Annotated in this window: 26 protein-coding genes and 1 other RNA gene; 7 read left to right on the forward strand and 20 right to left on the reverse strand. The window is 35.4% G+C overall.

Annotation, left to right across the window (positions count from 1 at the left end; all coding sequences use genetic code 11):
• The first annotated feature begins 138 nt into the window (after window positions 1–138).
• Window positions 139–3,225, forward strand: a complete 3,087-nt coding sequence (locus ACSHW7_RS14775) for an HYR domain-containing protein (RefSeq protein ID WP_435680139.1) — start codon at window positions 139–141, stop codon at window positions 3,223–3,225.
• Window positions 3,226–3,287: 62 nt separating this feature from the next.
• Here the strand turns inward: ACSHW7_RS14775 and ACSHW7_RS14780 are convergent, their stop codons facing one another.
• The 11 genes from ACSHW7_RS14780 to ACSHW7_RS14830 form a co-directional block, all read right to left on the reverse strand.
• The gene (locus ACSHW7_RS14780) at window positions 3,288–3,416 is read right to left on the reverse strand and encodes a 30S ribosomal protein THX (RefSeq protein WP_435680140.1); all 129 of its coding nucleotides are present in this window, start codon (window positions 3,414–3,416) and stop codon (window positions 3,288–3,290) included.
• Window positions 3,416–3,544: a hypothetical protein gene (locus ACSHW7_RS14785; RefSeq protein WP_435680141.1), complete on the reverse strand. Its 129-nt coding sequence runs from the start codon at window positions 3,542–3,544 to the stop codon at window positions 3,416–3,418. The genes ACSHW7_RS14780 and ACSHW7_RS14785 overlap by 1 nt, the downstream gene beginning before the upstream one ends.
• 92 nt (window positions 3,545–3,636) lie before the next feature.
• Window positions 3,637–4,398, reverse strand: coding sequence for a tryptophan synthase subunit alpha (trpA, locus tag ACSHW7_RS14790; RefSeq protein ID WP_435680142.1), 762 nt, complete (start codon window positions 4,396–4,398; stop codon window positions 3,637–3,639).
• 69 nt (window positions 4,399–4,467) lie between these two features.
• A complete protein-coding gene (gene trpB, locus ACSHW7_RS14795) occupies window positions 4,468–5,649 on the reverse strand; it encodes a tryptophan synthase subunit beta (protein ID WP_435680143.1) in 1,182 nt (393 codons plus the stop codon).
• A gap of 47 nt (window positions 5,650–5,696) precedes the next feature.
• A complete protein-coding gene (locus ACSHW7_RS14800; RefSeq protein WP_435680144.1) occupies window positions 5,697–6,335 on the reverse strand; it encodes a phosphoribosylanthranilate isomerase in 639 nt (212 codons plus the stop codon).
• Window positions 6,332–7,111, reverse strand: a complete 780-nt coding sequence (gene trpC, locus ACSHW7_RS14805) for an indole-3-glycerol phosphate synthase TrpC (protein ID WP_435680145.1) — start codon at window positions 7,109–7,111, stop codon at window positions 6,332–6,334. The genes ACSHW7_RS14800 and trpC overlap by 4 nt, the downstream gene beginning before the upstream one ends.
• Before the next feature lie 9 nt (window positions 7,112–7,120).
• Window positions 7,121–8,113 carry an anthranilate phosphoribosyltransferase gene (gene trpD / locus ACSHW7_RS14810; protein ID WP_435680146.1) on the reverse strand — a complete coding sequence of 331 codons (993 nt, stop codon included), beginning with the start codon at window positions 8,111–8,113 and terminating at the stop codon, window positions 7,121–7,123.
• A gap of 117 nt (window positions 8,114–8,230) precedes the next feature.
• Window positions 8,231–8,869, reverse strand: coding sequence for an anthranilate synthase component II (locus ACSHW7_RS14815; RefSeq protein WP_435680215.1), 639 nt, complete (start codon window positions 8,867–8,869; stop codon window positions 8,231–8,233).
• Window positions 8,870–8,908: 39 nt separating this feature from the next.
• Entirely contained in the window at window positions 8,909–10,318 is a 1,410-nt protein-coding gene (locus ACSHW7_RS14820) for an anthranilate synthase component I family protein (protein WP_435680147.1), read from the reverse strand.
• Between the two features lie 235 nt (window positions 10,319–10,553).
• Window positions 10,554–11,123 (reverse strand): YceI family protein, encoded by a 570-nt coding sequence (locus ACSHW7_RS14825; protein WP_435680148.1) that lies wholly within the window; start codon window positions 11,121–11,123, stop codon window positions 10,554–10,556.
• Window positions 11,124–11,127: 4 nt separating this feature from the next.
• Window positions 11,128–11,592, reverse strand: coding sequence for a MarR family winged helix-turn-helix transcriptional regulator (locus tag ACSHW7_RS14830; protein WP_435680149.1), 465 nt, complete (start codon window positions 11,590–11,592; stop codon window positions 11,128–11,130).
• 278 nt (window positions 11,593–11,870) lie between these two features.
• Between ACSHW7_RS14830 and ACSHW7_RS14835 the strand changes: the two genes are divergently transcribed.
• The 4 genes from ACSHW7_RS14835 to ACSHW7_RS14850 all read left to right on the forward strand — a co-directional run bounded on the left by ACSHW7_RS14835 (window position 11,871) and on the right by ACSHW7_RS14850 (window position 14,002).
• The gene (locus tag ACSHW7_RS14835; RefSeq protein WP_435680150.1) at window positions 11,871–12,431 is read left to right on the forward strand and encodes a TlpA disulfide reductase family protein; all 561 of its coding nucleotides are present in this window, start codon (window positions 11,871–11,873) and stop codon (window positions 12,429–12,431) included.
• 5 nt (window positions 12,432–12,436) lie between these two features.
• The gene (locus ACSHW7_RS14840; protein ID WP_435680151.1) at window positions 12,437–13,141 is read left to right on the forward strand and encodes a thioredoxin family protein; all 705 of its coding nucleotides are present in this window, start codon (window positions 12,437–12,439) and stop codon (window positions 13,139–13,141) included.
• 115 nt (window positions 13,142–13,256) lie between these two features.
• Window positions 13,257–13,568, forward strand: a complete 312-nt coding sequence (locus tag ACSHW7_RS14845; protein ID WP_435680152.1) for a rhodanese-like domain-containing protein — start codon at window positions 13,257–13,259, stop codon at window positions 13,566–13,568.
• On the forward strand, window positions 13,568–14,002 hold the full coding sequence (locus ACSHW7_RS14850; RefSeq protein ID WP_435680153.1) for a rhodanese-like domain-containing protein: 435 nt from the start codon (window positions 13,568–13,570) through the stop codon (window positions 14,000–14,002). Before ACSHW7_RS14845 ends, ACSHW7_RS14850 begins: the two co-directional genes overlap by 1 nt.
• 89 nt (window positions 14,003–14,091) lie before the next feature.
• On the opposite strand, the gene ACSHW7_RS14855 is transcribed toward ACSHW7_RS14850, so the two are convergent.
• From ACSHW7_RS14855 to ACSHW7_RS14870, 4 genes are all read right to left on the reverse strand, one after another.
• Window positions 14,092–14,937, reverse strand: a complete 846-nt coding sequence (locus ACSHW7_RS14855; RefSeq protein ID WP_435680154.1) for an alpha/beta hydrolase — start codon at window positions 14,935–14,937, stop codon at window positions 14,092–14,094.
• A gap of 100 nt (window positions 14,938–15,037) precedes the next feature.
• Window positions 15,038–17,554 carry a TonB-dependent receptor gene (locus ACSHW7_RS14860; RefSeq protein WP_435680155.1) on the reverse strand — a complete coding sequence of 839 codons (2,517 nt, stop codon included), beginning with the start codon at window positions 17,552–17,554 and terminating at the stop codon, window positions 15,038–15,040.
• Entirely contained in the window at window positions 17,541–18,443 is a 903-nt protein-coding gene (locus tag ACSHW7_RS14865) for a FecR family protein (protein ID WP_435680156.1), read from the reverse strand. Before ACSHW7_RS14865 ends, ACSHW7_RS14860 begins: the two co-directional genes overlap by 14 nt.
• A gap of 128 nt (window positions 18,444–18,571) precedes the next feature.
• The gene (locus ACSHW7_RS14870) at window positions 18,572–19,012 is read right to left on the reverse strand and encodes an RNA polymerase sigma factor (RefSeq protein ID WP_435680157.1); all 441 of its coding nucleotides are present in this window, start codon (window positions 19,010–19,012) and stop codon (window positions 18,572–18,574) included.
• Window positions 19,013–19,144: 132 nt separating this feature from the next.
• Between ACSHW7_RS14870 and ACSHW7_RS14875 the strand changes: the two genes are divergently transcribed.
• Both ACSHW7_RS14875 and ACSHW7_RS14880 read left to right on the forward strand, forming a co-directional pair.
• The gene (locus tag ACSHW7_RS14875; protein WP_435680158.1) at window positions 19,145–20,560 is read left to right on the forward strand and encodes a hypothetical protein; all 1,416 of its coding nucleotides are present in this window, start codon (window positions 19,145–19,147) and stop codon (window positions 20,558–20,560) included.
• Between the two features lie 21 nt (window positions 20,561–20,581).
• Window positions 20,582–21,076 carry a hypothetical protein gene (locus ACSHW7_RS14880; RefSeq protein WP_435680159.1) on the forward strand — a complete coding sequence of 165 codons (495 nt, stop codon included), beginning with the start codon at window positions 20,582–20,584 and terminating at the stop codon, window positions 21,074–21,076.
• 158 nt (window positions 21,077–21,234) lie between these two features.
• On the opposite strand, the gene ACSHW7_RS14885 is transcribed toward ACSHW7_RS14880, so the two are convergent.
• The 5 genes from ACSHW7_RS14885 to ssrA all read right to left on the reverse strand — a co-directional run bounded on the left by ACSHW7_RS14885 (window position 21,235) and on the right by ssrA (window position 26,001).
• Window positions 21,235–21,534, reverse strand: a complete 300-nt coding sequence (locus tag ACSHW7_RS14885; RefSeq protein ID WP_435680160.1) for a hypothetical protein — start codon at window positions 21,532–21,534, stop codon at window positions 21,235–21,237.
• 159 nt (window positions 21,535–21,693) lie between these two features.
• Window positions 21,694–21,915 (reverse strand): hypothetical protein, encoded by a 222-nt coding sequence (locus ACSHW7_RS14890; RefSeq protein ID WP_435680161.1) that lies wholly within the window; start codon window positions 21,913–21,915, stop codon window positions 21,694–21,696.
• A 172-nt stretch (window positions 21,916–22,087) separates the two neighbouring features.
• The gene (locus ACSHW7_RS14895) at window positions 22,088–22,657 is read right to left on the reverse strand and encodes a mechanosensitive ion channel family protein (RefSeq protein ID WP_435680162.1); all 570 of its coding nucleotides are present in this window, start codon (window positions 22,655–22,657) and stop codon (window positions 22,088–22,090) included.
• 210 nt (window positions 22,658–22,867) lie between these two features.
• Complete coding sequence (locus tag ACSHW7_RS14900) at window positions 22,868–25,210, reverse strand: 7TM diverse intracellular signaling domain-containing protein (RefSeq protein WP_435680163.1); 2,343 nt, start codon at window positions 25,208–25,210, stop codon at window positions 22,868–22,870.
• 391 nt (window positions 25,211–25,601) lie between these two features.
• Window positions 25,602–26,001, reverse strand: a transfer-messenger RNA (tmRNA) gene (ssrA, locus tag ACSHW7_RS14905).
• Between the last annotated feature and the right edge of the window lie 280 nt (window positions 26,002–26,281).

Genomic DNA, 26,281 nt, shown 5'->3' on the forward strand with positions numbered 1-26,281 from the left:
TTTAAACATCCTTTGGACAGAAATTATATGTTGTTTATCTAAAAAAAAATCAATTCCTAGATTATCCTTCGAAATACAATTTATTTTGTTTAATTTAACACCTTATTAACTTTTACATATTAACCTAATAATTGATTTATGAAAAAAATTACTTTTATTTTAATTGCGCTCATGGTGACCACGTTTTGTTGGACCATTAGTGCTCAAACGTATTCAGGAGCTGGCGTACCGCTTCCAATAGGTCCCGGTAGTGGAGTTGTAACCTCTTCTGCAGCTAATGTGCCTCTTGTTGGAGTTGTTGGTACTAATAATGGAGAATTTGTATTGAATAGTATTGATTTAAGTCTAACTCACGCCTATGCAGCAGACGTAGAGATTGTTTTAATATCGCCTGCAGGTACAAGAGTGGCTTTGTGCTCTGATAACGGTGGTAGTACTGGATTAATAACAAATCCAAGTTCATTATTATTTACTGATGCTTCTACTAATAATATTACTGGATGGGATTCCGGTGCTCCAATGGCAGATTATCGTGCTGAAGGTGGTGCTAATGTTTTTCCTATTGGTTTCGGAGATGGTCCGGGAGTTGATTTAAACACAGTTTTGGCTGGTGAATCTGTTTCTGGTGATTGGACGGTACAATTTAATGACGACGCTGGAGGTGATGGCGGTACTCTTTTTTCTTATGAGATTACTTTTTCTGAAAATATTGGAGCACCTCCAGTAATTAACTGCCCAATGGGTGGAATGGCGAACACAGATTTAGGAGTTTGTGGAGCTATAGTGAACTTTACTGATGCTGTTGCTTTAGATCCTGAAGATGGAGCTATTGCAACGACTCAAACTATGGGACCTGCAAGTGGGACTGTATTTCCAGTTGGGAATACAATTATTGAGTTTTCAGCAACAGATTCTGATGGTAACACTGTAACATGCTCAACTACATATACTGTAATGGATATGGAAGCTCCAATGGCAATGTGCCAAGATGTAACACTTGAACTAGACTTAAATGGTAACGCAACTATTACAGCTGCTGATATTGATGGTGGTTCAATAGACAACTGTACAGTGGCAAGTGTTGTTGCAAGTCAAACAAGTTTTGGTTGTGGTGACATAGGTGCTAATACTGTAACATTAACTGTAACAGACGATAGTGGAAACGAATCAACATGTACAGCTACAGTAACTATAACTGATACTACTGCCCCCATTATTACATGTATAGGTGCTGGTGGAGGAGACTTCATGGCAACTGAAGATTTTGAAGGAGCAACTGTACCAACTGGTTGGTCAACTAATGTACTTATTGGCGCAGCAGATTGGCAATTTGGTAGTGGAGTTACTCCAAGTGCTACTTTGAATGACTTTCCTACAAATGCTGCCGTTTTTGATGATGATGCTGCTGGTCAAAATAATGTTAATGCTAGTGAATTGTTGTCTCCGGTATATGACATTGCTACTGCTACGTTAGCAGAACTTTCTTTTGAGTATGCACATAACTTTTTTGGATCAGGATTTTTACGTGTTGAAGTTTGGGATGGTACAGCTTGGCAAGAAGTGTTATTTGTAGATACGTTAGTACAGCCAACTTCTACAGGTGCATTAGATATGTTACCATTCGCAAATGATGCATTTCAAGTGCGATTTACTTATGATGATGATGGTGGTTGGTCATGGGGTGCTGCTGTGGACAATTTCCTTTTAGATGTAGAGGCTCCTTCTGGTAGTTCTCCATTAGTATTAGATCTTGATGAAATGGGAATGGCATCTATAGACCCTAGTGATTTACTTATATCTGTTGAGGACGCATGTAGCGTTACAATTGAAGCAGGTGGAGCTTCAGGTGGAGGTATTCCAGCTGAACTTAACGTAGGTTTTGCAGGTGGAAATGGACTTACACCAGGAGGTAACTTCTTTGATATTAATGCATTAAATGATATTTCAATTCAATCGTTTGATGTAAATATTGATGCTGGTACTGGTACTGTTGAGGTTTATACTAAAACAGGAACTTGGGTAGGTTTTGATAGTGATCCAGCGGCTTGGACTATGGTAGGGTCTACGACTGTAACATCTGTAGGTGAAAATTTACCAACTGCCCTAGGATTAGATTTGGATATTGTTATGGCCTCTGGAGAAACTAGAGCTTTCTTTGTAGCTACTTTAGATATAGGTATCAATTATACAGATGGAACAGTAACAGGAAATGTTTTAGCGAGTGATGCAAATATTGAGCATTTAGAAGGTGCTGGTAAAACATCATTATCAACAGGTTTATTATTCCAACCTAGAAACTTTAATGGAATCATTCGTTACGAAACTCCAGATCCAACAAGTGGATTGGTATTTACATGTGATGATTTAGGTGAAAACCTTATCGATGTTACTGTTACTGATGCTAGTGGAAATGTTTCAACTTGTACTGCAACTGTAATCGTTAGAGACGTAACAGCTCCAGAACTTGTATGTATGGATGCAACTCTTGAATTGGGTGCTGATGGTACTGTAACATTAGATCCAATGACTCTTATTGATATGGGAGCAACTGTTGAAGCTTGTGGAATTATGTCTGCTGCTGCTGATATCACAGAATTTAATTGTGATGATATAGGAACACCAGTTATGGTTACATTGTTTGTAAACGATTTAGGTGGAAACTTAGCTTCTTGTAGCGCTATGGTTACTGTAGTTGATATGTTAGGACCAGTTATTACGTGTCCTGCAGATATTACTGTTGATCCAGGAAGTGGAAATGTGAACTATGAAGTTCCAGATTACTTCGCAACGGGTGATGCAATGGTTGTTGATAACTGTACAGATCCTGTGACGATTACTACACAAGATCCTGCTGCAGGTTCATTCTTGCCAGATGGTACATATCCTGTAACATTAACAGGAACTGATGAATACGGTAACGTAGGTACATGTACTTTCACGTTAACTGTTGAAAGCATTCTTGGAGCAAACGATAATATCCTTGCAGACGGAGTATCACTTTATCCTAATCCTGCAAATAATATTCTAACAATTCAAAATTCTTCTACGCAAGTATTAGAAAGTGCAATTATACATGATATCAATGGAAGAATGGTAATGAACGTTAACTTAAGAGGTGCGCAAGGAGATCAAACACTTGATGTTTCTGCATTAGCTGCTGGAGTTTACACAGTTCAATTAACTAGTGATGTTGCTAGCGTTGTTAAGAGACTTATCAAAAAATAAGGCTTATCACAATTTGCAATAATAAAAGAACCCCTTCACTTTTAAAGTGAAGGGGTTTTTATTTAATCAGGTTTTAAAGCTCCTTTTATGTTACGTGGTTTTGTCTTGAATTTTCCACGTTTGGGTCTCAATTTGCCGTAAGAGCTAATATTTATTTTTCCTTTTCTCGTCTTTTTATCTCCCTTTCCCATTATTTTTTATTTTGTTGCTCTTTGATAGTTTTTTTATCAATGTCAAACTTATTAGTTTCTTGACTGGTATTCCCTGTTGGGTTCGTAGGGTTTATCTGTTCTGTTTTTCTTCTAAATTTCTTTTCCATAATAATAAGTTTTAAGTTCTAAATTAATTAACAACAATGTACCTATAGAAATTCTTAATTCTTATTAAGGGTTTACTAAACCTTCGTTAAACCTAGCGAATCGAATAAATGAACTTTTTAATACCTAAAACACCTTTCGAAGTTAGCATCTTGATAAATGCACTTCCTATTATGGCTCCTTTTGAATATGTCGTCGCAGCTTTAAAAGTTTCAGCATTATTAATTCCGAAACCAACAATTTGAGGATTCTTCAATTTCATTTCAAAAATGCGTTGAAAATATGATGTTGTTCCGTTTCCGAAGCCTTGTGTGCCTCCTGTAACACTCGCACTGCTCACCATGTAAATAAAGCCATTAGACACTTCATCAATTTCTCTAATGCGTGTATCGCTGGTTTGTGGTGTAATTAAAAAAACATTGATGAGTCCGTACTTCTCAAAAATTTGTTGATAATGTTCCTTATATTCGGCCACAGGGAGGTCTGGTAGAATCAAACCATCAATCCCGATTTCTTGACATTTTTTGCAGAAATTTTCAACACCATATTGCAATACCGGATTGAAATATCCCATTAAGACCAAAGGAATCTGTACCGAATTTCTAATATTTTTCAATTGCTGAAATAAAACTTCGGTGGTCATTCCGTTTTTTAAAGCTTGTGTTGAGCTGGCTTGAATGGTTGGGCCATCGGCCAAAGGGTCGCTGAAAGGAAGTCCAATTTCAACCATATCTACGCCATTTTCCTGTAATGCTTCAAGGACGCGAACAGTATCATCAATAGATGGATATCCCGCGGTAAAGTAAATGGAAAGTAGCTTTTTATCTTCTTTTAGTTTTTCTATAATTCTATTCATCTAAGATGGTTTTTTGTCATTTCCTCGAAAGCGAGAAGATTAATATTTTGTCTTCTTTTATATTGAGAATTATAAACCAAAATATTCAATATAAGTATTCAGATCCTTATCCCCACGACCACTCAAATTGACTACTACAATGTCATCGGGTTTAAATTTTCGGGTTTCAAATATGGCTAGCGCATGGCTTGTTTCGATGGCAGGAATAATACCCTCAAGCTTGCTCAATTCCATTCCAGCTTTCATTGCATCATCGTCAGTAATCGATATAAATTCTCCGCGACCACTCTTAAATAAATGTGCATGCATTGGCCCAACGCCCGGATAATCCAAACCTGCCGAAATTGAATAAGGCTCAGTAATCTGCCCATCTTTAGTTTGCATCAACAATGTTTTGCTTCCGTGGATTATACCTATTTTACCAAGAGCTGAAGTAGCAGCGCTCTCGCCAGAATTCACGCCTTTTCCAGCAGCCTCAACAGCTATAATTTCAACTTCGGGTGTATCCAAATAGTGATAATAAGCGCCTGCTGCATTACTTCCACCACCCACGCATGCCACAACAAAATCTGGGTTTTCTCGACTTTCTTTTTCTAATAATTGAAGTTTTATTTCCGAAGAAATTACGCTCTGAAACCTCGCAACCATATCTGGATAGGGATGCGGCCCAACGACGCTGCCTATAATATAATGGGTGTCTGTGGGGTTATTTATCCAATCTCTAATCGCCTCGTTTGTGGCATCTTTCAAAGTTTTACTTCCGCTCACGGCAGCAACAACTTTTGCGCCAAGCATTTTCATTCTGGCAACATTGGGTGCTTGTCGTTCAATATCAATCGCACCCATATAAACAATGCATTCCATGCCCATCAATGCGCAAACTGTAGCCGTTGCAACACCGTGTTGTCCAGCACCTGTCTCGGCAATGATTCTTTTTTTACCCAAGCGTTTCGCCATCAAAATTTGACCAATGGTATTATTTACCTTATGCGCTCCGGTATGGCATAAATCTTCCCGTTTTAAATAGATTTTTGTATTGTATTTAGCCGAAAGTCGTTTTGCAAAATACAACGGTGTTGGCCGACCTACATACTCTTTCAATAATGCATTGAACTCTTTTTGAAAAGAAGGCTCATGCATGATCGAAATGTACTGTTGGCGTAATTCTTCCACATTGGGATAGAGCATTTCTGGTATGTATGCACCACCAAATTCTCCATAATATCCCTTTTCGTTTACATTGTATTTCATATTCATTTCCCACGTAAGCAGGATTCTCTTTAAATTAATCTATATTTTTAATCAAGTAATTCTTTCATTTTTTTTAATGCCGAAATATCTTTCAATCCAGCCTCAATCTCAAATTTGCTATTCACATCAATCGCATAAATGGGTAGCCCGAGTTGTTGAATTTTTTTCACTTCGGAAATTTCTGTCATTCCTATTCCGCCACTTAAAATAAACGGTTTCGTTGATTTGTAATTTTTTAAAATGCTCCAGTCAAACGTAAATCCGTTGCCACCTTTTTCTTTTCCTTTTGTATCAAAGAGAAATTTAGAAACCAAATCTTCAAAATCTTTTAGAACCGAAAAATCAAAAGTGTCTTTAATGGAAAATACTTTCCAAATTTCAACCTGACCTTTTTTAGAGTTCTTTAATTCTGAAATTAGCAAACTCACAAATTCCACTGGCTGTTCGCCATGTAATTGAATAACATTAAATTGAAATTTTTCAACCAATACAATGATTTCATCAACCGATTGGTCAACAAAAATACCAACCTTTTTAATGTCTTCGGAAATATTAATTATTTTCGAGTCTTTGTAATTTCTAGGACTATTTCCGTAGAAAATAAAACCTAAATAATCAGGTTTCAAGGCCGCAACTTCTGCAACATTGTGTTTCATTCCACATATTTTGACTTTTAAATTGTTCATAGTTTTGAGATAAAATCGGCTGCGCTTTTCCCCGGGTTTTCAGTCTTCATAAAATTTTCACCTATTAAAAAACCTTTAAATCCGTATTGCTTTAAATCATTGATTGTTTCAATACTTGAAATTCCACTTTCGGAAACTTTTACAAAATCGGAAGGTATTTTTGATGAAAGCTCTTTACTTATATCTGTTGAAACTTCAAAAGTTTTTAAATTTCGGTTGTTAACACCCAGCATATCAACTGTTGGGATTATTGATTTGTTTAACTCTTCTTCGTTATGAACTTCGAGCAGCACATCCAGTGAAAGTGACTTTGCGATTTTTGAAAATTCCTTTAGTTGTCTTTCGGTCAATGATGCTGCGATTAATAAAATAGCATCGGCACCATACGCTTTTGCTTCATAAATTTGATAAGAATTTATGATAAATTCTTTTCTCAATAATGGGAAATCGACCTCATTTCGGGCAACCAAAAGGTCGTCCAAAGAACCACCAAAAAAGTTGGTGTCAGTCAAAATAGACATTCCACAAGCTCCCGCTATTTCATAACCACGAGCGACATCGGTTATAAAAACGTTGTGATTTATTACCGATTTGCTCGGAGAACGTCTTTTGTGCTCAGCGATGATGCCTGAGTTAGATTTCCGAAGCGCATCTGCAAGTGATGTAGTTTCTCTCGAAAAAAGCACCGAATGTTCTAGAATGGAAATTGGGAAAGCTTCAGATTTTGCTTTTACTTCCTTATGCTTATACGCTATTATTTTGTCTAAAATTGTCATGGGCTGTGGCTAGCTGCTCAATGCGATTAATTTATTTAATGATTCCAAAGCTTTTCCAGAATGAAGGGATTCTTTCGCTTTTTCAATTCCGTCGTTTAAACTGCATTGTTCAGCGATTGAAATTGCGGTTCCTGCATTTGCGAATACTACGTTATTTTGTTGTTCTGTACCATTTCCTTTTAGGATGGTCATAAATATTTCGGCAGATTCTGTTACTGTTTCTCCTCCGTAAATATCTATTTGTTTTTGTAATGGCATGTTAAAATCTTCTGGGCTCAGTATCATTTCCGAATAATTTGAAAGCATTTTTACATTGCCCGTCAATGAAATTTCGTCATAGCCATCCATGGCATGCAGAATACCGTAATTTTTGTCGCTCTTTTGATATAGGTAGCCATACATGCGTGCCAATTCTAAGTCAAAAACCCCCACTAATTGATTTTTAGGAAACGCTGGATTTACCATGGGACCTAACATATTAAAGAACGTTTTGACCCCTAATTCGCGACGGATTGGCGCCACGTTTTTCATTGCTGGGTGAAAGAGCGGCGCATGCAATACGCATATTCCAGTTTCGTCAAGGCAACGTTTTAAAAAGTCATGTTCATTGCTGAATTTTATTCCTAGATTTTCCATGACATTACTGCTTCCGCTAATTGAAGATACTCCGTAATTCCCGTGCTTAGTGACTTTAATTCCGGCACCAGCAGTTACAAATGATGAAACTGTTGAAATGTTAAAAGTGTTTTTTCCGTCGCCTCCCGTTCCACATAAATCGATGGTATTGTACTCCTCTAGGTTAACGCGTAGGCATAAATCTAATAAGGCATTTCTAAATCCTTCAAGCTCTTCGAGCGTTACACTTCGCATCATATAGACTGTTAAAAAAGCTGAAATCTGTGCGCTATTGTATTTGCCTTCACTGATAGCAACGAGTATTTCTCTCGCTTCTTTTTTATCGAGGTGTTCGTGATTTATGAGTCTGTTTAGTATTTGTTTCATATTTGTTAATTCTTCTTCCTTGTTGTGATTCTATTGCCGGAGATAATTCGCATGCTTGATTTTTTTTAATTTTCCTCTGCGTAATATAGGTTTCGACAGCGCTCAACCAGACAATCTTTATAGTTCTACCCAATTCTTAATCATTAATTTTCCCTGTGGTGTTAATACGCTTTCTGGATGAAATTGTACGCCTTTAATATCAAATTCACGGTGGCGAAGTGACATTATTTGTCCATTATCATCAATGGATGTTATTTCTAATACATTTGGAAAACCCTCTTGGCTCACTACCCACGAGTGGTAACGGCCAATTTCAAATTCTTTTTCAATGTCTTTGAAAAGTTCCTCATCATTTACAAGTTGGGTTGCTTGTGTTGAAACGCCATGGAAAACTTCGCTTAGGTTTGAGAGTGTTCCGCCAAAAACTTCTCCAATGGCTTGTTGCCCTAAACAAACTCCCAAGATTGGCTTTTTGCCACCATATACTTTAATTACTTCTTTTAAAAGGCCTGCTTCTTCTGGGACGCCCGGACCTGGAGAAAGTAGGATTTTATCGTATTTTTCAGGTAGCTCAATGTCAAATTGATCATTACGAATTACATGCACTTCGCAATCAAATTCTTCCAAATAGTGGACAAGGTTGTACACAAAACTATCGTAGTTGTCTATTACTAGTATTCTAGGCCCCCTCTCAGACTCCCCAAAAAGGGGAGAAGCTAGAATCTGTTTTTTATTTTTACTTTTCATTATATTTATGAATTAAATTTTTCCTCTTTGGGAGGCTAGGTGGAGCTTTTATATTGTTTCTGCTAATTCTAGTGCTTTTGTTAAAGCTCCTAATTTGTTATAAACTTCTTGCAATTCATTCTCGGGTTTGCTGTCATTGACAACTCCTGCGCCAGCCTGCCAATGTAGCGAGTGGTTTTTACTTACAAATGAACGGATGATAATTGCGTGATTATAATTGCCTTTGAAATCCATAAACCCAATAGCTCCGCCATAGAATTCACGATTGATATTTTCATATTTTTCTAGTAATTGCAATGCTTTGTGTTTAGGTGCGCCACTCAACGTTCCTGCGGGAAATGTATCTGCTACAATTTGCATTGTTGGGGTATTTTTATTTTTTGTCGCTGTGACTTTGCTCACGAGGTGAATGACGTGGGAGAAAAATTGTACTTCTCTATAAGTTTCAACCTTGACATTGCTGCCGTGGCGGCTAAGGTCATTTCTTGCTAAATCCACGAGCATTACATGTTCGCTGTTTTCTTTTGCATCTGCTGAAAGTTGCTTGGCGAGTTCGGCGTCTTTTAAATCATTTCCTGTTCTTTTGAATGTCCCGGCAATAGGATGGATTTCTGCGGTTTCATCTTTTACTACGAGTTGCGCTTCTGGCGAACTTCCGAAGATTTTAAAATTTCCGTAGTCAAAATAGAAAAGATAGGGGGAAGGGTTTACGCTGCGTAAGGCTCTGTAAACATTGAATTCATCTCCCGTAAATTGTTGCGAAAATCGCTTGCTGGGCACAATTTGAAATACATCTCCGCGAGCGCAATGTGCTTTACATTTTACAACCAAATCTTTAAACTCTTGGTCTTTTAGGTTGGTTGTAGGCTCGCCATTTCTTGCAAAAGGATATTCGGCAAAGTTTTTGGAACTGATGAGTTGCTCGATGTGCTCGATGTTACTTTCGGTATTGTAGTTATGCGAAAATATGTAGGCTTCATTATTAAAGTGATTGATGGCAATGATGTTTTGATACACTGCATAATACATATCTGGGATTCCCAAAACCGATTTGCTTTTGTCTATCGCTACATCTTCAAAATAGCGAACGACATCATAACTGGTAAAGCCAAAAAGGCCATTGTTTATAAACTTGAGGTCGCTCTTTTCGGCAGTGAATGATTCAGAAAAATTTTGGATGGTGGCGGCAACACTCGTTGCTATTTCTTGAGATGACGACAGTTTTATTGTTGTCACGTTTCCGCAGGGAAACTGTTGTGTAATCTCTTCGTTCGCCACTTTTATCGATGCGATTGGGTTGCAGCAGATATAGCTAAAACTGTTGTCGTTTGCATGATAATCGCTACTTTCAAGAAGCAGACTGTTGGGAAATTTATCGCGCAGGCGCAAATATACCGAGACAGGGGTGAGGGTGTCTGCCAGTAATTTTTTTGAATGCGTTTTAAGTTTGTAGTTCATGTTTTCTATTTCTCTAAGCTCTTAATTTTTGGAGTACCCGTTTTTTCTTTGCTATTACATAAAAAAAAGCCTGTCTCGTGAAAGACAGGCTTTGTATATGTTAAAATACATGGTTTACCTAGTTCACGGACGTTGTCTGTAAATTATTCCACCACCAAGTATTTTGTGTTGTTCTCATTGTGATTTCAAAGATAGAAAAGTTCTTCAAACTCAAAACAAAAACATTTCTTAATTTTTAGAACATCAACGTTACGTTAAGTTCAAAGTTGTCGCTAATGGTGTTGTCGCCAAGATTGTCAAAGAAACTACCAGAACCATAACGCACGCCATATTTAGTACGGTCCATTTTTAAAGAGGTCGTTGCTTTTCCGTCTTCCATTTTTAGGTCAAATGTAATCGGCTCTGTTATGTTTTTAATAGTCAAATCTCCAGTTACTGTATAGCCACCGTTTTTAGCTTCAACATTTGTGAAAACTAAGGTCGCTGTTTTGTGAGTGTCAGTCCCAAAAAAATCTTCGCTCTTTAAATGCCCTTCTAGTTTTTCTTTTCCTTCGCCCACTTTTAAGTCGGTTACTTCAATAGTGGTCATATCTACAACAAACATTCCGCCCGTTAATGACGCGCCGTCCATTTCAAGATATCCTTCTTTTAATTGTATGTTTCCTGTGTGCGACCCTAAAACTTTTTTACCGGTCCATTGAATTGTACTGTCTGTAACATTTATTTTTTTCATAGTATTGTTTGTAAATGCAGTTGCTCCAACAGCTACTGCTAAGATTAAAATTGATTTTACTGTTGTTTTCATAATTCTAGTTTTCTTTAAAAGTTCGGATTTTATCTAAAAGGTTATTGAGTTGCTCGAGTTCTTCAGCGTCGAGTGCGCTTGTAATGGTTGTATTGTTATTTTGGGTAATAGGGTCAAGGGTTGTTAAGAGCGCAAGGCCTTGTTTGGTAATAAATAATTCGATTTTTCTACGGTTGCTCGCGCAAACTCTTCTTGTAACGAGGTCTTTTTTAATGAGTTTATCTATCAACCTTGTTGTGTTACTATTTCTATCAACCATGCGTTCTTGAATGGTGGAGAGGTTTGCAGGGTTTCCTTTTTGGCCTCTCAAAATTCTCAAAACATTAAATTGTTGCGATGTTAAATCGAATGGCTTTAAGATTTCCAGAAAAGATTCTTCCAGAAATCTGCTCGTGTAAGAAATGTTGATGACCGTTTTTGTGGCAACATTCATTTTTACATTCGACTTAATAACTTGTTCTATATTCATAATATTGTATCTACAACTATTGTACATACAAATGTAAGTTTATTTTTTATAATGAAAATTTATTTTAACAAATATTTAATGACTGCCAACTGTATTTTGACGTTATTACTTTTTAAATTGTCGTAGAACGTAGCTATCTTGCTGAAGATAAATAGCACTGATTCAATTTTTTAGCTTATGCGAAAATGAGCCAGAAATGAAATATGTTTTTGTTCATGTAACAATGGGACTGCGGCTTACTAATTGGAAAATTACACCAAATCGAAAGAAGATAGAAAATGAAAATATTTAAAATTATTAGTGTTTTTTTACTGCTGATTTTCAGCTCCTGCGCTGACGCAGAAAAGAAAAGCGTAGTGGAGGATGAAACTGCGAAAGTTTCGGAAATAGAAATTTCCAAAGAGAAACAAATCAAAAATAGCCGTGTGCCTTCTTATAATTATGAAGAGCTTTCGGTTTTGTTGGAAAAAGAAAATGACACAACCTATGTCGTTAATTTTTGGGCTACATGGTGTAAACCTTGTATTGCAGAGTTACCGGTATTTGAGAAGTTGAACGCGGAATCGGTTTCAGAAAAAGTAAAAGTAATTTTAGTAACTCTCGATTTTCCCGAAAAAATTGAAAGTCAAGTGATTCCATTTTTGGATAGAAACGAAATTAAGAGTGAAGTTGTTTTATTGGATGACGCAGATGCTAACGGCTGGATTCCTAAGATTAGCGAAACTTGGAGTGGCGCAATTCCTGCTACATTGATTTACAAGAATAACAATAGGAAGTTTTATGAGCAATCATTTACTTACGAACAATTAATAACCGAAGTACAAACATTTAACAAATAGAAATTATGAATACAAAAAAACATATTTATGTAAATTTTGCTGTTGTGGCAGTAACAATTGCGAGCTTAGTTGGTTGTAATAACCAGCCAAAAGATACCGCTAAAGCTGAGACTATTGTGGAAGATACAACCGCTCAAGATTTGAGCATGGAAGTGCGCGATGGTAAAATTATTAAAGGATATGAAGTGGGCGACTCGGCTACCGATTTTAAACTGAAAGATGTAGATGGTAAAATGGTATCAATGTCAGATTACAAAGATGCCAATGGCTTCATCGTTATTTTTACGTGTAATACGTGCCCATTTGCTGTGGCGAGTGAGGAGCGTATTGTTGCGTTAGATAAAAAATACAAAGTATTGGGGTATCCAGTAATTGCTGTAAACCCCAACGACCCAAATGTACAACCAGACGATACCTATGAGTTGATGCAAAAAAAGGCAAAAGATGCAGGTTTTACGTTCCCGTATTTATATGACGCGAACGATAAAGTATATGCAACGTATGGAGCGACAAAAACTCCGCATGTATATTTATTGAATAAAGAAGGCGGCAAAAATGTGGTAAAATATATTGGTGCAATTGACGACAATGTGCGTAATGCAAGCGCTGTGAAAGATACATTTTTGGCCAATGCCATTGATGAGTTATTAGCAGGAAAAGAGGTAACCGTAAAAGAAACAAAAGCGATAGGTTGCTCCATAAAAGTATAATAGGATTTTCCTAAATTTTAAAACCGACTACATATTAGATAATAAGTAGTCGGTTTTTTTATGAAATTTTAAATTGAATGATTAATTTTACTGAAATTTAATACATTAAATAAACATGGCAGATTTAACACAACAACAATGGCGTGAGCAATTAGCGAAAGACGATAACGCAGTTATTTTAGATGTTCGAACAAAAGCTGAAGTAGAAGAAGGGTACATCCCGAACGCAGAACATTTAGATATTATGAACGCTGGAAGTTTTATGGAAGGTGCAAAAAAAATGGATCCGTCAAAAAACTATTATGTGTATTGTAAAGCAGGAGGAAGAAGTGCGCAAGCGTGTATGATTTTAAATAGCATAGGGTATAATAGCACATACAATCTAATGGGAGGATTTTCTCAATGGGATGGTGAAACTACGATTTAATGAAAAATTTGATAAAATTATTTTTGGTATTTGTAGTTTTTACTGGGGCAATTTCTTGCAAAGATAACAATGCATCTGCCGCGACCGATATTGCGACCGTTCAAGAAAAAGGAACCATAAAGGTACTCGCTCCACAAGCAATGCACGAAGTGTTGAAAGAAAGCCCAACGGCTCAATTGGTTGATGTTCGCACAGACCAAGAGTACAAAGTAAGTCACTTAAGAGATGCTCAGAACATTTGCGTAACCGATAGTGATTTTAAAGAAAAAGTACAGGATTTAGATAAAAATAAGCCCGTATATGTGTATTGCAAAAGCGGTGGAAGAAGTGGCCGTGCAGCAAAAATTTTGCAAGACATGGGATTTAAAGAAATTTATGACTTGGATGGTGGAATTACAAAATGGAATAATGAATCGTTAGAGACCGAACAATAATCTGGATATTAATAAATTAAAAACCATTGCATCTTTATACAAAACGATGCAATGGTTTTTTTATACCTTAAATTTAGTGTTGCGGAGTTTTATTTATGCTGTTCAATAAATTGTTCAATCGTATCCATTGTTTCTCTTCCTCCCCAAATAAATTGTAACATCATCCCGAAGTGCCCTTTATTCTGCGTAATATATTGTAATTCGGGTTGTACTTTTATTAGTTTTTCTTTAAAGTCAATATTTGTTTTTGCGATGGCTTCAATGGTTTTAGTGCCTTGAAAAATTAAAAACGGTGGATTTTCTTCGGAAATGAAATAGATGGGAGATGCGTCTTTCCATGTTTCTGGGTCATTGGTAAACGTACTTTGATAATCATAGAATCCGCCTTTTTTGGGAGGTACTTCAGTATTCAACCAATACATATCCAATCCAGCGGCATCAATTAAAATGATACCAGAAATACTACTTTGATCTACACCATATTTTGGGTTCATTACAGAAAGTGCAGCTAAATGCCCTCCAGCCGAGTGGCCATTCATATAAATTTGATTTGGGTCGCCGCCATATTTCGCAATGTTGTCTTTGGTCCACTCTATACAAGCAGCAATCTGTTTTGCTTGATGGTCGTATGTTACCTCTGGACTCAATGTATATTCTGGAACAACCAAAATGATATTTCTTTTTGCCAAATCCTTTCCATAAAATCCGTAGGTGTCTTTGTCTCCACGGTTCCAATTTCCGCCATGGGCGAAAATGATAACCGGCATCGCGGTTTCGGGTTTCTCTTTGGGAGTGAAAATATTGAGTTTTGGGTTGCTTTCTTCCGTAAGTAATGTAGTTGGGAGATAGTCAAGGTTTTTTACGCGTTGTACCGAGGAACAACTAAAAATAAAAAAGGATGCTATGAATAGAGATAAGAGATAGGATAATTTCATATCTCAAATGTATTTCAAAATTCAATCCTTTGTTGTTAAGAGAATTGTAAAAAGGATTAAACAGTTAATGGGTTCAGCTCATTTTCCGAAGAAATCATTTTTATATTGAAATTCTTAATAGTGCGTTTGTAGAAATTTCTAGAGAGTGCTCATCAAATTGACTCACATTGTCATTGATGATACGATAATATGTGTCAACAGTACTTTCTTGGTTAAAAACATTTAATATTGAACATCCAATTTCGGCACGCCATTTCCCTTTATTTTTTATTTTATAAAGTGCCGAAATATCTGTGCGTATATAATTTTCCAGTTGGTCGCTATTTACCGCTTTGAAATTTACCTCTTCGCCATCTCTATTGTTTTCAGCGACTGGAATCGTAGTGGGTTTGCCCGTTCGCCAAAGTAAACCTGCGGAAATATTAAAAACATTTGTACTGTAAACACTACCCAAAGTCATTGCGTGGGTAATGTCAAAATTACTTCTGAAGGTATTTTCAGGGAGTTCGGAAAAAGTATATTGATTATCCATAAATGCATAACTCAACCAAGTGTTAAATCTGTTCATTTTTTTTCGCAGTAAAACATCAACACCGTTTACTTTATAGCTTCCGGTGGTATTAACAAATTCATATTTTGTAGAAAAACCTTGACTTTGTGTGGTGATTCCATCTACATTTTTATGATATCCTTTTACTGAAATGAGCAAATTATTCCTGCTAAAACTCAAGCCAATTGTTGCTTGTTTACTTTCAATTACTGGGAATTCGTTGTCATCTGCTAATTGCCATCTTCTCTTTTCGATGCCTAGAAAGTCATTTTGAAAGTTTATTATTTGAGATGTGTTTTGATGTTTAACTTCGCCTTGGACGAGTAGATTAAAATAATCTGAAAAATTTTGAGAAAGTGACACTCGGGGTTCAAACCTGAAAGTTCCAAATTTATCAGCATAGGTTCCTCTAATTCCCAATTTTAAAAAAGTAGCATTATTTATTGAGGTGTATTCTGCTTGTGAAAATAAGGCATGTGTTCGCAATACTTTTGATAGTAACTCTCTAAATAAAGGTCTATCAACATCTTCGAGGTTCGTTATTTCGGTTTCCGTGAAATTATAGCCGTTCTTCCAATTTATTGTGGGTGAAAGAGTTGCGTGGGTTGTTAGTTTTGCGCCAGTTTCAGAAACACTATTTTTTTGAAGTAATCTCTGCGATTGTTCAATGTTTGCATTATTGGCTTTTAAAGTATAGTCTGTTTCATAGATTTCAATATCAGAAGTAAACGTAGAATTCCAGTTACGACTGTAGAATAAAGAGCCTCCAAAATTGCTCTGTAAAACGCTACTCTCTCTTGTGTTGATTACATTGTCTATGAGAGCTTGCTCTGTAAATTTAAGTTCGTTGTTAATATAAATTAGGTTCACACGTAAAACGTCTCCGTTTTCTGGCTTATACAAATATCGCAACGCCGTGTCGTGAAAATCAAATTCCTGTTCTATAGTTGGAAGCGGTTGGTTGGATTGATCCACTTCGGTTTGTTGAGATATGCGACTGAAGTAAGAATTGTAAATAGGAGTTTTTATATATTCACTTATTGATTTTCTTCCTGCGACTTGAATTGATGAGTTATCTGAAATAGGTACATCTCCAAATGTTTCGGAATTTAATAACGTTGTTGCAAAATTTGCTTTAAATGTATCATTTACTTCAGAATCAGTTTCCATTAAGATTGTGCCCGAAACGCCATCTGTAAAACTCGCATCGCTACCATTATCTATCACAGTGGCTTTGTCTGTGATTTGCGGATTAAATGCTGAAATGAGACCAAAAAAGTGACCCGATTGATACATTTTGATTCCGTCCCAAACCAATAAATTTTGATCGTGACTTCCGCCGTGGATATTTAAATTTGAAATAGTTTCATCAACACTCATAATTCCTGGTAATGCTTGTACAGAATGTAAAACGTCATTTTCAACAAGTCCGGGAAGAATTTCAAAATTATCAAAATCAATACTTATGTTACCTTCAGTTGTTTGCGAAATACCTTTGACAAGAAAATCCTCAAGAGTTATCGCATCTAATATTTCAGTAGAAGGAATTAAAGCGATTGTTTTACACGAGGAATTCTCCCATGATGATATGGAAACTTGCATTTCTTCGAATCCCATATTTTGTATTGAAATGTTGTTTTTAGTAGTTGACACTAATATGATTTCAAAATACCCTTTTTCATCACTAACTGCGTAGTTGTTATCTGTCTCGATTATGGTTGCACCCATTAAAGGCTGCTGGGTCGAGCCATCTAGAAGGTAACCGCAAATTAAATTTGAAGTCTTTTTACTAATATAAATAATGTTGTTGGCCAATACATTGAATTTCAAGCTTGTGCTTTTATTTAAAAACTCAACTAAAGCATTCACCGTATTGATATTCTGCGGGATAGTATTGATAAAGATATCTTCAACGGTAGCCGGAGAATAGTTGAAAGTGATATTAAACTTTTGTTCCAATGAAGCCAATTGTTCTTTCAATGGGCGTCTTTCAGGACTCGTTTGAGAAAAACAAAGTGCTGTGGCAAACAATGTTAATAAGACTATATGTTTTTTAATTTTTGGCATAAATTAGAGCCTCATTGCCGTCTATTTTAAATGATAGCCCTAAAGGCGCTGTGATAGCAGTCAAGGCATTCTTACTGTTGTTATGTGCAAAAGCACCCGAAAATAACACGCTTGTATCTACATTTTGAAATTTTACTGAAAGCTCATATTGTCTTTCAAATTCTTCAAAAACAAACTTTATTGGTATGTTTTGAAATTGACTTAAGTGCTCTTTCCAGCTAGGTTTTTCTCCAATGGCTGCCATTTCTGATTTTTTATTCTCAATGATACGAAAGGCATTTCCTTTAGGGAGTCTTATTGTGTCATTCTCGTAGATTACTTGCACTAACCCTTTGTAACAACTCACTTCGAGAAAATCATTTCTTCGTTTTACATTAAATTCAGTTCCAAGGACTGTTACTTTTCCGCCGTTGAAAGTAACATCAAAAGTTGCTCCTTTTTCAACGTCAAAAAACGCTTCACCTTTTAGTTCTATGCTTCTTTGAGTATTCCAAGATTTCTCGTTGAATTTAATTTGAGAATCTGCATTTAAATCCACAATTGAGTTATCTGGTAATTGGATAGTCTTTTGTTCGCCATTTGCCGTTGCGAGGGTAGTAATATTATTTGTGCTGAAATAATAAAACAATCCAAATATAGCCAGCATTACAGCTGCGATACCGGACAACGTTCTATATAATTTAAACGTTTTGTTTTTAGGATTTTCTTTTAACTTATTTTCTATAGAACTGAACGGTGCTACGGTTTTCATTGCTGAAATTTTAAAACGTTCAGCATTTTCCATGATATTTTTCTCTATTCTGAAATTTTTAGACGAGGCAATGAATTCCTTTTCTTGATTAGAAAGAGGTTCGTCATTCAACCATTTTTTGCGTAATTTTTCTTCCATAGCATTCCTATTATCTATAAAACAATCGAGATTACTAAATTCCCGAAACTATTTTAAATAAAAATTTTCTAATTCTTTTTTAAGTTGGTCATACGCACTATAAATTCGGTATTCTATTACTCGTCTTGTTACTCCCAGTTGGTCTGCGATTTCTTGATGTTTTTTTCCTTCGCTTTATTGAGGAGGAATGCTATGCGCTGTTCGGCAGAGAGATTTGCCAGTGCTTTTTCGTATTTCTCCATAAATTGTTCTTGTTCTAAGATAAATTCGGGAGTTTCAATTGTGGATTGCGGTACTTCTTGCTTTTGATATTTAAGGACTACTTTTTTGTGCTTTATTACATTGAGCGTTGCATTGTTTGCGAGTGTAAAAAGATAAGATTTTACTTTTTGGATGGTTACATTTCCGCAGTTCTTCCAGAGTTTGATAAAACTTTCTTGGACGATGTCGTCTGGATTAAATTCGCTACCATATTTATAATAGATAAAATCATGCAAATCTTGAGCATACATATTATAAACCTCTTTAAAGCGAGAATCATCACACAAAGATTGGTTTGCTATATTCATGGAATTTTGCTATAATTTTAAAGCAATTTAAAAAAAAATAATTTTTTTTCGGGAATTTTAAAGTTACTGTTGTTTTATTTATGAAAAGGCATTTAAAGCCAATTAATTTAAAACTAATCAAAATTTATACCTATGAAAACTTTAAAAATAGTAAGCATATTAATGGTGCTCTTCATGGTCGTTTTTACATCATGTAGACAAGAAGATGAAGAAATTATTAATCCACCACAGGACGAAGCGCTAGATCCTAATTCAAATATTGCGAATTTATTGAATAGAGTTTCTACAAACGATGGTTCAATCGATAATATTATTGACAATGCAAGTTGTATTAGCATCCAACTCCCGGTTACTGTAATTGCCAATGGTACGCAAGTAGTTGTTACTACTCCGGCTGATTACCAAATTATCGAGGATATTTTTGATGCATCAACTACAGATACTGACACACTTGATATTATATTTCCAATTACCGTTATTCGTTCAGACTATACAACTGTTGAGGTAAATTCATACCCTGAGCTATTAGCATTAGTTGCGCAATGTGGGCCTGAAAATTCGCAAGATGATGATATAGAATGTATTGACTTTCAATATCCAATAACGGCTTCTATTTTCAATATAAACAACGAATTGATTGAGACAATCATCATTAACAGTGATGCCGAAATGTATGATTTTATCAATAACTTGAGTTCATTTGATATTGTAGTTATTGAATTTCCAATTACAGTAATCCTGGCTGATGGGACAAGTGTTGAGATTAATTCGCTTCAAGAATTAGAAACCATAATCATTAATGCTGAAGATTCTTGCGATGAAGATGACGACAATGATTATAACGATGATGATTGTGATAATTGCAGTGTTTCGCAGGTGACAGACCTTCTTACTAATTGCGATGGCTTTTTTATTGATAAATTAGAGCGTGATGATGATGACTTAGAGGATAATTATAATGGATATAATTTTATTTTTGCAATTGACGGCTCAATCATAGTGACAAGCGATACTGATAACTTTACGGGTACTTGGACAGCTACGGGCGAAGGAAATGGGATTGACATTGATATCAACATAGCCGGATTGCCCGATGTAAGCGATACTTGGAATTTACACGAAATTGAAATGGGTAATGAACAAAAGATTGATTTAAGATTAGGTGATGACCGTTTTCGTTTTGAGTGTGGTTCTAATGGATCTGGTGGTGGAAGTGGCGGAACAGCACTAGACAGTTTTTTAATCGATGGAACATGGTTTGTAAGTAATTATGATGAGGATGGTGATAATCAAACAAATGATTACGCTGGTTACACACTCGATTTTGATTCCAATGGAACTGTTATTGCAACAAATGGAACGGCAATAGATGGAACTTGGGATGCACAAAATAATGACACAAAACTATTTTTAAACTTTAATGCATTCCCTTTTGATGAGTTCAATGATGATTGGGATGTTATTTCTTCATCTAATACAGAAGTGGTCCTCAGAGATGTTAGTGGCGGAAACGGAGGCACCGATAACCTTACTTTTACTAAACTTTAATTTTAAACTAAACTAAATATTATGAAAAAGCAATTAATAATGATTTCAATGGGATTAATGACTTTGACAGCTACTTTTATGAGTTGTAAGAGTGATGATGACAATAATAGTATGTCAAATTCCAATAGTGAATTAATACAACAAGCGACATCAAATGCAATGGATGGTACTTGGCGAGTTTCGTCTTTTATTGACTCTGGTGATGATGAGACTTCAGATTTTAATGGCTATGCTTTTACCTTCGCTGCAAATGGAGATTTAAGTGCCACAAATGGAACCAATACTGTTAATGGTACATGGAGTGTAACAGATAGTAGCTCAAACAGCAGTGATGATGATGGAAGCAGTAGTAATGATGTAGATTTTAATATCTTTTTTCAAGTTTCTCCGGATAGTAACTTTGAAGATTTAAATGATGACTGGGATATTGTTTCAACTAGTAACACCTCAATATCGTTAATTGATATAAGTGGTGGAAACGGAGGTACAGATATCTTGGTTTTTAGCAAGATTTAATTATTTGAAAGAGAAAAATTTTAGCAGACTCCCCAATCTGTAAATTTTAACCGCAATAGTAATTTTACTATTGCGGTTTTTTCGTTTTATAAACTAATGAAAAATGCCCATTGGTATTTTCTACCAATGGGCTTTTAAATAATTTAAAATGATATATCTTAATTAAAAGAAATATCGGGTGCATCTAATTCATTTTCTGAAATTTCATTCGAAAATTGGATTTCAAAAGATTGACCTATGTATGTACCGTTTTCAAAATTTTTATCTTCTAAAAAAGTATGTTCATTTTCTAAAAACTGAATAGCACGACCATTTTCCGAAGTAAAAAAATAATGACCGCCCTCATATCCGTCAAAAGTTATTTCTATAGAATCTTTTGAAGAATAATTTTCCAAAACTGGCTTTATACCAAAAAATAAAGCTAATGACAGAGTAACAAAGAAAAATATCGTTTTCATAATAACAGATTTTTAATTTCTATATCATAAAGATAAAAACGAAAGATTTTGCCACAATGACGTTTAGCAGTAGTTTATGAAAATTGGTTAAAAAATTCACAAAGCGTTAATTCTGTAAAAAGAAGTTTTTTTGAGAAATCAAAAAAAGCTGAAACTGCTTTATGCAGTCAATCTCCCTTTGAGTCTCTTTTCAATCTTCTTCTTTTTTTCAGTGAGACGTTTCATGGTGTCCATTAATTTAGAATCCTTGGTTTTTTTGTAGATTTCATTAATGGCAAGTATTAATCTTTTTGCTTTTCTTGACGCCGTAACTCTATCGCTCATAGACATGTGGCTCATTTTTTCTTCTTCAAACTGTGCAGCTTCTTTAAGTATATCCATAGCTTCAGTATTTTTTGTTTAATATTTTTTCCAATATAGTTAAACAAATACCATTGCACATATATTTAAGAATACTTTAGTATTTGATTTTTGCGAATTTTAAGTCGCTAAAATTTCCGAAGAGAACAGTATGTATTTTTCAGCGCAAGAAGCTTTGAAAATTGGAGTAGATTTAGGTATTATTTTCTGAAATTTCAATCTCATCATTAATAATACTTTCGTTAGGATTTTCGATACTTTTAGGCTCTAACGGGTCGAGCATTTCAATCGCTTTTTGCAAAACGAGAGAATTGGGGAAGGAGATAAATTCGTTATTATCGGTACGCATATATACAAAGAATGCGGTAATGTCTTTGACAACGCCCACCCATTCATAATCCTTGTCAACAATTCGAATTCGGTCGCCAATACGCACCGGATGGTTGAAAAATAAGATGATACTTGCTGTTAGATTTGAAAGAATAGACCATTGGGCAAAAAAGCCAATACCCAAAACAGCAAGGATTGAAGAGATAAAAAAAATAAAATCCTTAAGTCCAATTCCCCAAATAAATAATAGGGCGATGCACGCAAGTAACATAAAAAGGGCATACGTTAAATTGAGCATAACCTTCTTGCGGTTTGGGTCAATTGCTTTTCTTCTTACAAAACTTTTGATAACCCGCTTTGCGAGCTGACTCACAACAAGTAATACTGCAATTGCTATTAATGTGCCTAAAAGTTGTTTTGAGTAAATAATCATACGCTATTTTTGTTTGCCTCTTGAAAGCAAAAATACGAATGAAATCTAAGTATCTCTTCGGAAATAAACAACAACTATGTTTTGATTAATTAAATAGAAATCTAGACTACACGACTCGCTGTGTTTAAATTGAAATTTGGATTTTTTAAATATTCTGAAGTTATAATTCTGTAATATTTCCGAAGAAAAAAATTAAACAGACATTTAATACTAGGCAAGACTGTAGCTTGCTGTAATCTTATCGAACAGGATTTCTTTATTTACCGGCTTTGTAGTGTAATCGTTCATTCCTATTTCAAAAACGCGCTTTCGTGTTTCCTCTGTGGCATCTGCCGTTACTGCTATAATAGGAATGTGTGTTTTGTTTGGCCCCAAAACACCGCTGCGTATATTAATTGTCGCCTCGTAGCCATCCATAATTGGCATTTGTAAATCCATTAAAATAATGTCGTAATCATTAGCTTTTAATGAGTCTAAAGCTTCTTGACCATTAGCCACTATATCAAAAGTTATATTTGTATTACTACTGAGCATTTTTTTCATCACCATTTGATTGAGTGTGTTGTCCTCAACGACTAAAATCTTAAAATTGAGCTGAGTAAGAGCCTCGTTTGCATTTATTTTTTTGGGCGTTTCAAGTGCCTTTAGGGGGACAGAAACAAAAACTGTAGTTCCTTGGTGAATAACACTCTCAATGTTTAAGGTGCCTTCAAAAAGTTTGATTACGTGCTTTACAATTGATAGTCCCAATCCCACACCTCCAAATTTTCTATTGTGTTTCAATCGCATTTGATTAAAACTGTTGAAGACATCGCGCTTACTGTCTTCATTCATTCCGATTCCAGTGTCGGTAATTTTAAATGAAAACAAACAAATTTCTTTTGCCTGCATCTTGCACTTTAGCTCAAATTTGATAAATCCTTCGTGGGTAAATTTTACCGCGTTGCTCAAAAGATTATTGATTATTTGACCAAAACGTTCGGCATCTCCATGAACAAGTTGGGGGATTTCAGTATCATATTCAATTGAGTACTCAAGTCCTTTTTTTCTGGCTTCCAGCTCCCAGTTAGCCGAAATTTGATTTAAAAGAAGGATAGGGTTAAAATTTGAAGGTCGAAGTATAAGCTCATTCTTTTCAATGTGTTCAAAATCAATAATATCATTCACGTTGCTCAACAAACTAATGGAGGCGTGTTTTATGATATCAAAAGACTCTTTCTGGTCTGTAGTATATTTATTTCTGAAAAGTTGATCATCCACAACTCCCAAAATAGCATTAATAGGAGTTCGCAATTCGTGACTCAAATTTGACATAAAATAAGATTTGAGTTCACTAACTTCTTCACTTTTTTGAAGGGCTAACTTTTGCGAAGTTTCTTTTTCTAAACGCAAGCTTCTAATCAAGTTGGTCATCGATAGCGAAAGGAAAATGACTTCAAACCCAGAACCGAATTTAGCACTATTAAGCGTGTAAAAATTATTTGGTAGAAGGCTTAGGTTGTTCATTACAAAACCTAAAAGACCAATAACTAGAAAAAATATACCAATAGAAAAATAGATGTCCACCTTAATACCCCTGTACCACATTAATCCTAATGAAGTCAAAATTAAAATGAGTGTGAATAAACCATTGAGGTTGCTTATGGGATATGTTAACGCCAGCGTTGTATCATTTATAAAAAGGGAAATAAATAGCAGCGCAATAACCACATAGGCGGCGTTGTAGAACTTTTTTAGGCGATTAAAATTTTTAGAAATATTTAAAAAATTCTCGCAATATTTCAGCAAGAAAAGATTTGAAAATAAAGCGGTGATAAGTACCATCCTACTATTTAAATAGCCTCCACTAGTAAATGCATATTTAAATAAAAAACCATCAAGAGCTGCTTGCATTAAAGCTATTGAAATTACATAAAAACCGTAGTATAAAAATGTTTTTTCTTTTAAACTGGTGTAGAAGAACAAATACATGAGACCAGCAAAAGCAAGGATTCCATAAAACAACCCAAAGAATAATTGTTGTTTACTTTTTGCTTCAAAAAATTGGTCTGTATTATAGAGGTTAAGAGGAATATTTACTGTTTCGCCATCACTTTTTATTTGAATATAAAAAGTTTGAATTTTATTTGGAGGCAAGTGGATATTGAAAACTGTTTGACGATGGTTTTGAGGCCTGTCTTCAAATAATAATTGGTCACCACTAGTAAAGACTTCAATACTGTCATTATCAATTTGATAAAGATTAACAACATCGGTTATTGGTCTTGCGGTCTCTAGATAATAACTTTGCTTTTCGTCTGTACTATTTTTAAGCTGAAATTTTAACCAATAGAAATCGGTCGTAAAACCCAAACTATGATTTTCAGTTAAAAGATCCTCGTATTTGAGGTAATTATTGTTGATGATTTCACTAATTGAGTAGTCATTTCTACCCGCATTAGTAAATTGAGCATATTCAAACAACTGTCCTTTATCGTTCTCCGGGTCAAACGGAAGCGTTTGGGCAGAGAGATATCCGGTGCAAAATAATAGTATGAAGAGGAATTTATTCAATATACAATTGCTTTCAACAGGCTAATATACAAGAAATAGTGTATTTACGCATGTTATCTAATTAAAATCGCTAAAAATCGATAAAAAGCACTTTTTAAGTAGGTTAAATCTTACAATTTGTTTTTAAATTAAATAAACTGGAGAAATGTGTTTTAAAACTTCATGGCCAAGTGCAGAAGTTGAGGTTGTAAAATTTCCGAGGCAAGACTAAAGAAGTAAAATCTAAAGTTTTTATAAATAGGCTATAATTTTAATGTCTATGCAATTACTAAAATAGTTACGAATTGATTTGATTTTTTTTGGCATAAAGATTTAGGTTTTTTTTTAAAGTACGCCCCTACTTATACCCCAAAAATTCAAAACCTCGTAAACATTGAGTTTACGAGGTTTAAAGTGGAGCCGGAGGGATTCGAACCCTCGTCCAAACGTGCACTATTACAGCTTTCTACATGTTTAGTCTTTGTTTAGATTTTCGTGGGCTTGCCGGTCAAAAACTACCAACGCACCCCTTATCTTCAATTAAGTGTCTCAGAAACATCGAAGTACTATTCCCAATAGGTTTACTTTTACGAAGTCACTATGTCGATTGCCGTAAACCAAGGCTCTCGAGTGACTTCCTGCTTGCCCGCCTTGCGGGCCGAGGCGTAATCTTACTATGATTCAGATTATGCAGCTAGGGCGTAGTTATTCTCGCCGTTTAAAAAGTGTGAAAAATGAGATTTAAGAGCTGTTTCCCAGCGCTCTACATGCTTACCATACTAGTTGACCCGCTGTCAAAACCAGTCGGCCCCTTTTGTTAAAATAGAAATCAGAAAACATAATTCTAATCTCTTTTTTTTGGCGTGTCTTTTAAACTTTCGCTACAAAAGCTAAAGATTAACCGTCGGGCTATCCGCTATATCTTTTATACCCTAAAGCGGTATAAAAGGATGCCGCTTCTATCCCTCACGCAGCCACTGCGCGCATGCCGCCAAAGTTAAAAAACCTTTTAGGATTCCCGCAATGAGTTCGCAAAGATACAAGTTTATAAGTATCTTTGATGCTTAACAAAATCACAAATTCTATACCAAA

Source organism: Patiriisocius sp. (assembly GCF_051252435.1).
In the GTDB taxonomy this organism is placed as follows: domain Bacteria; phylum Bacteroidota; class Bacteroidia; order Flavobacteriales; family Flavobacteriaceae; genus Patiriisocius.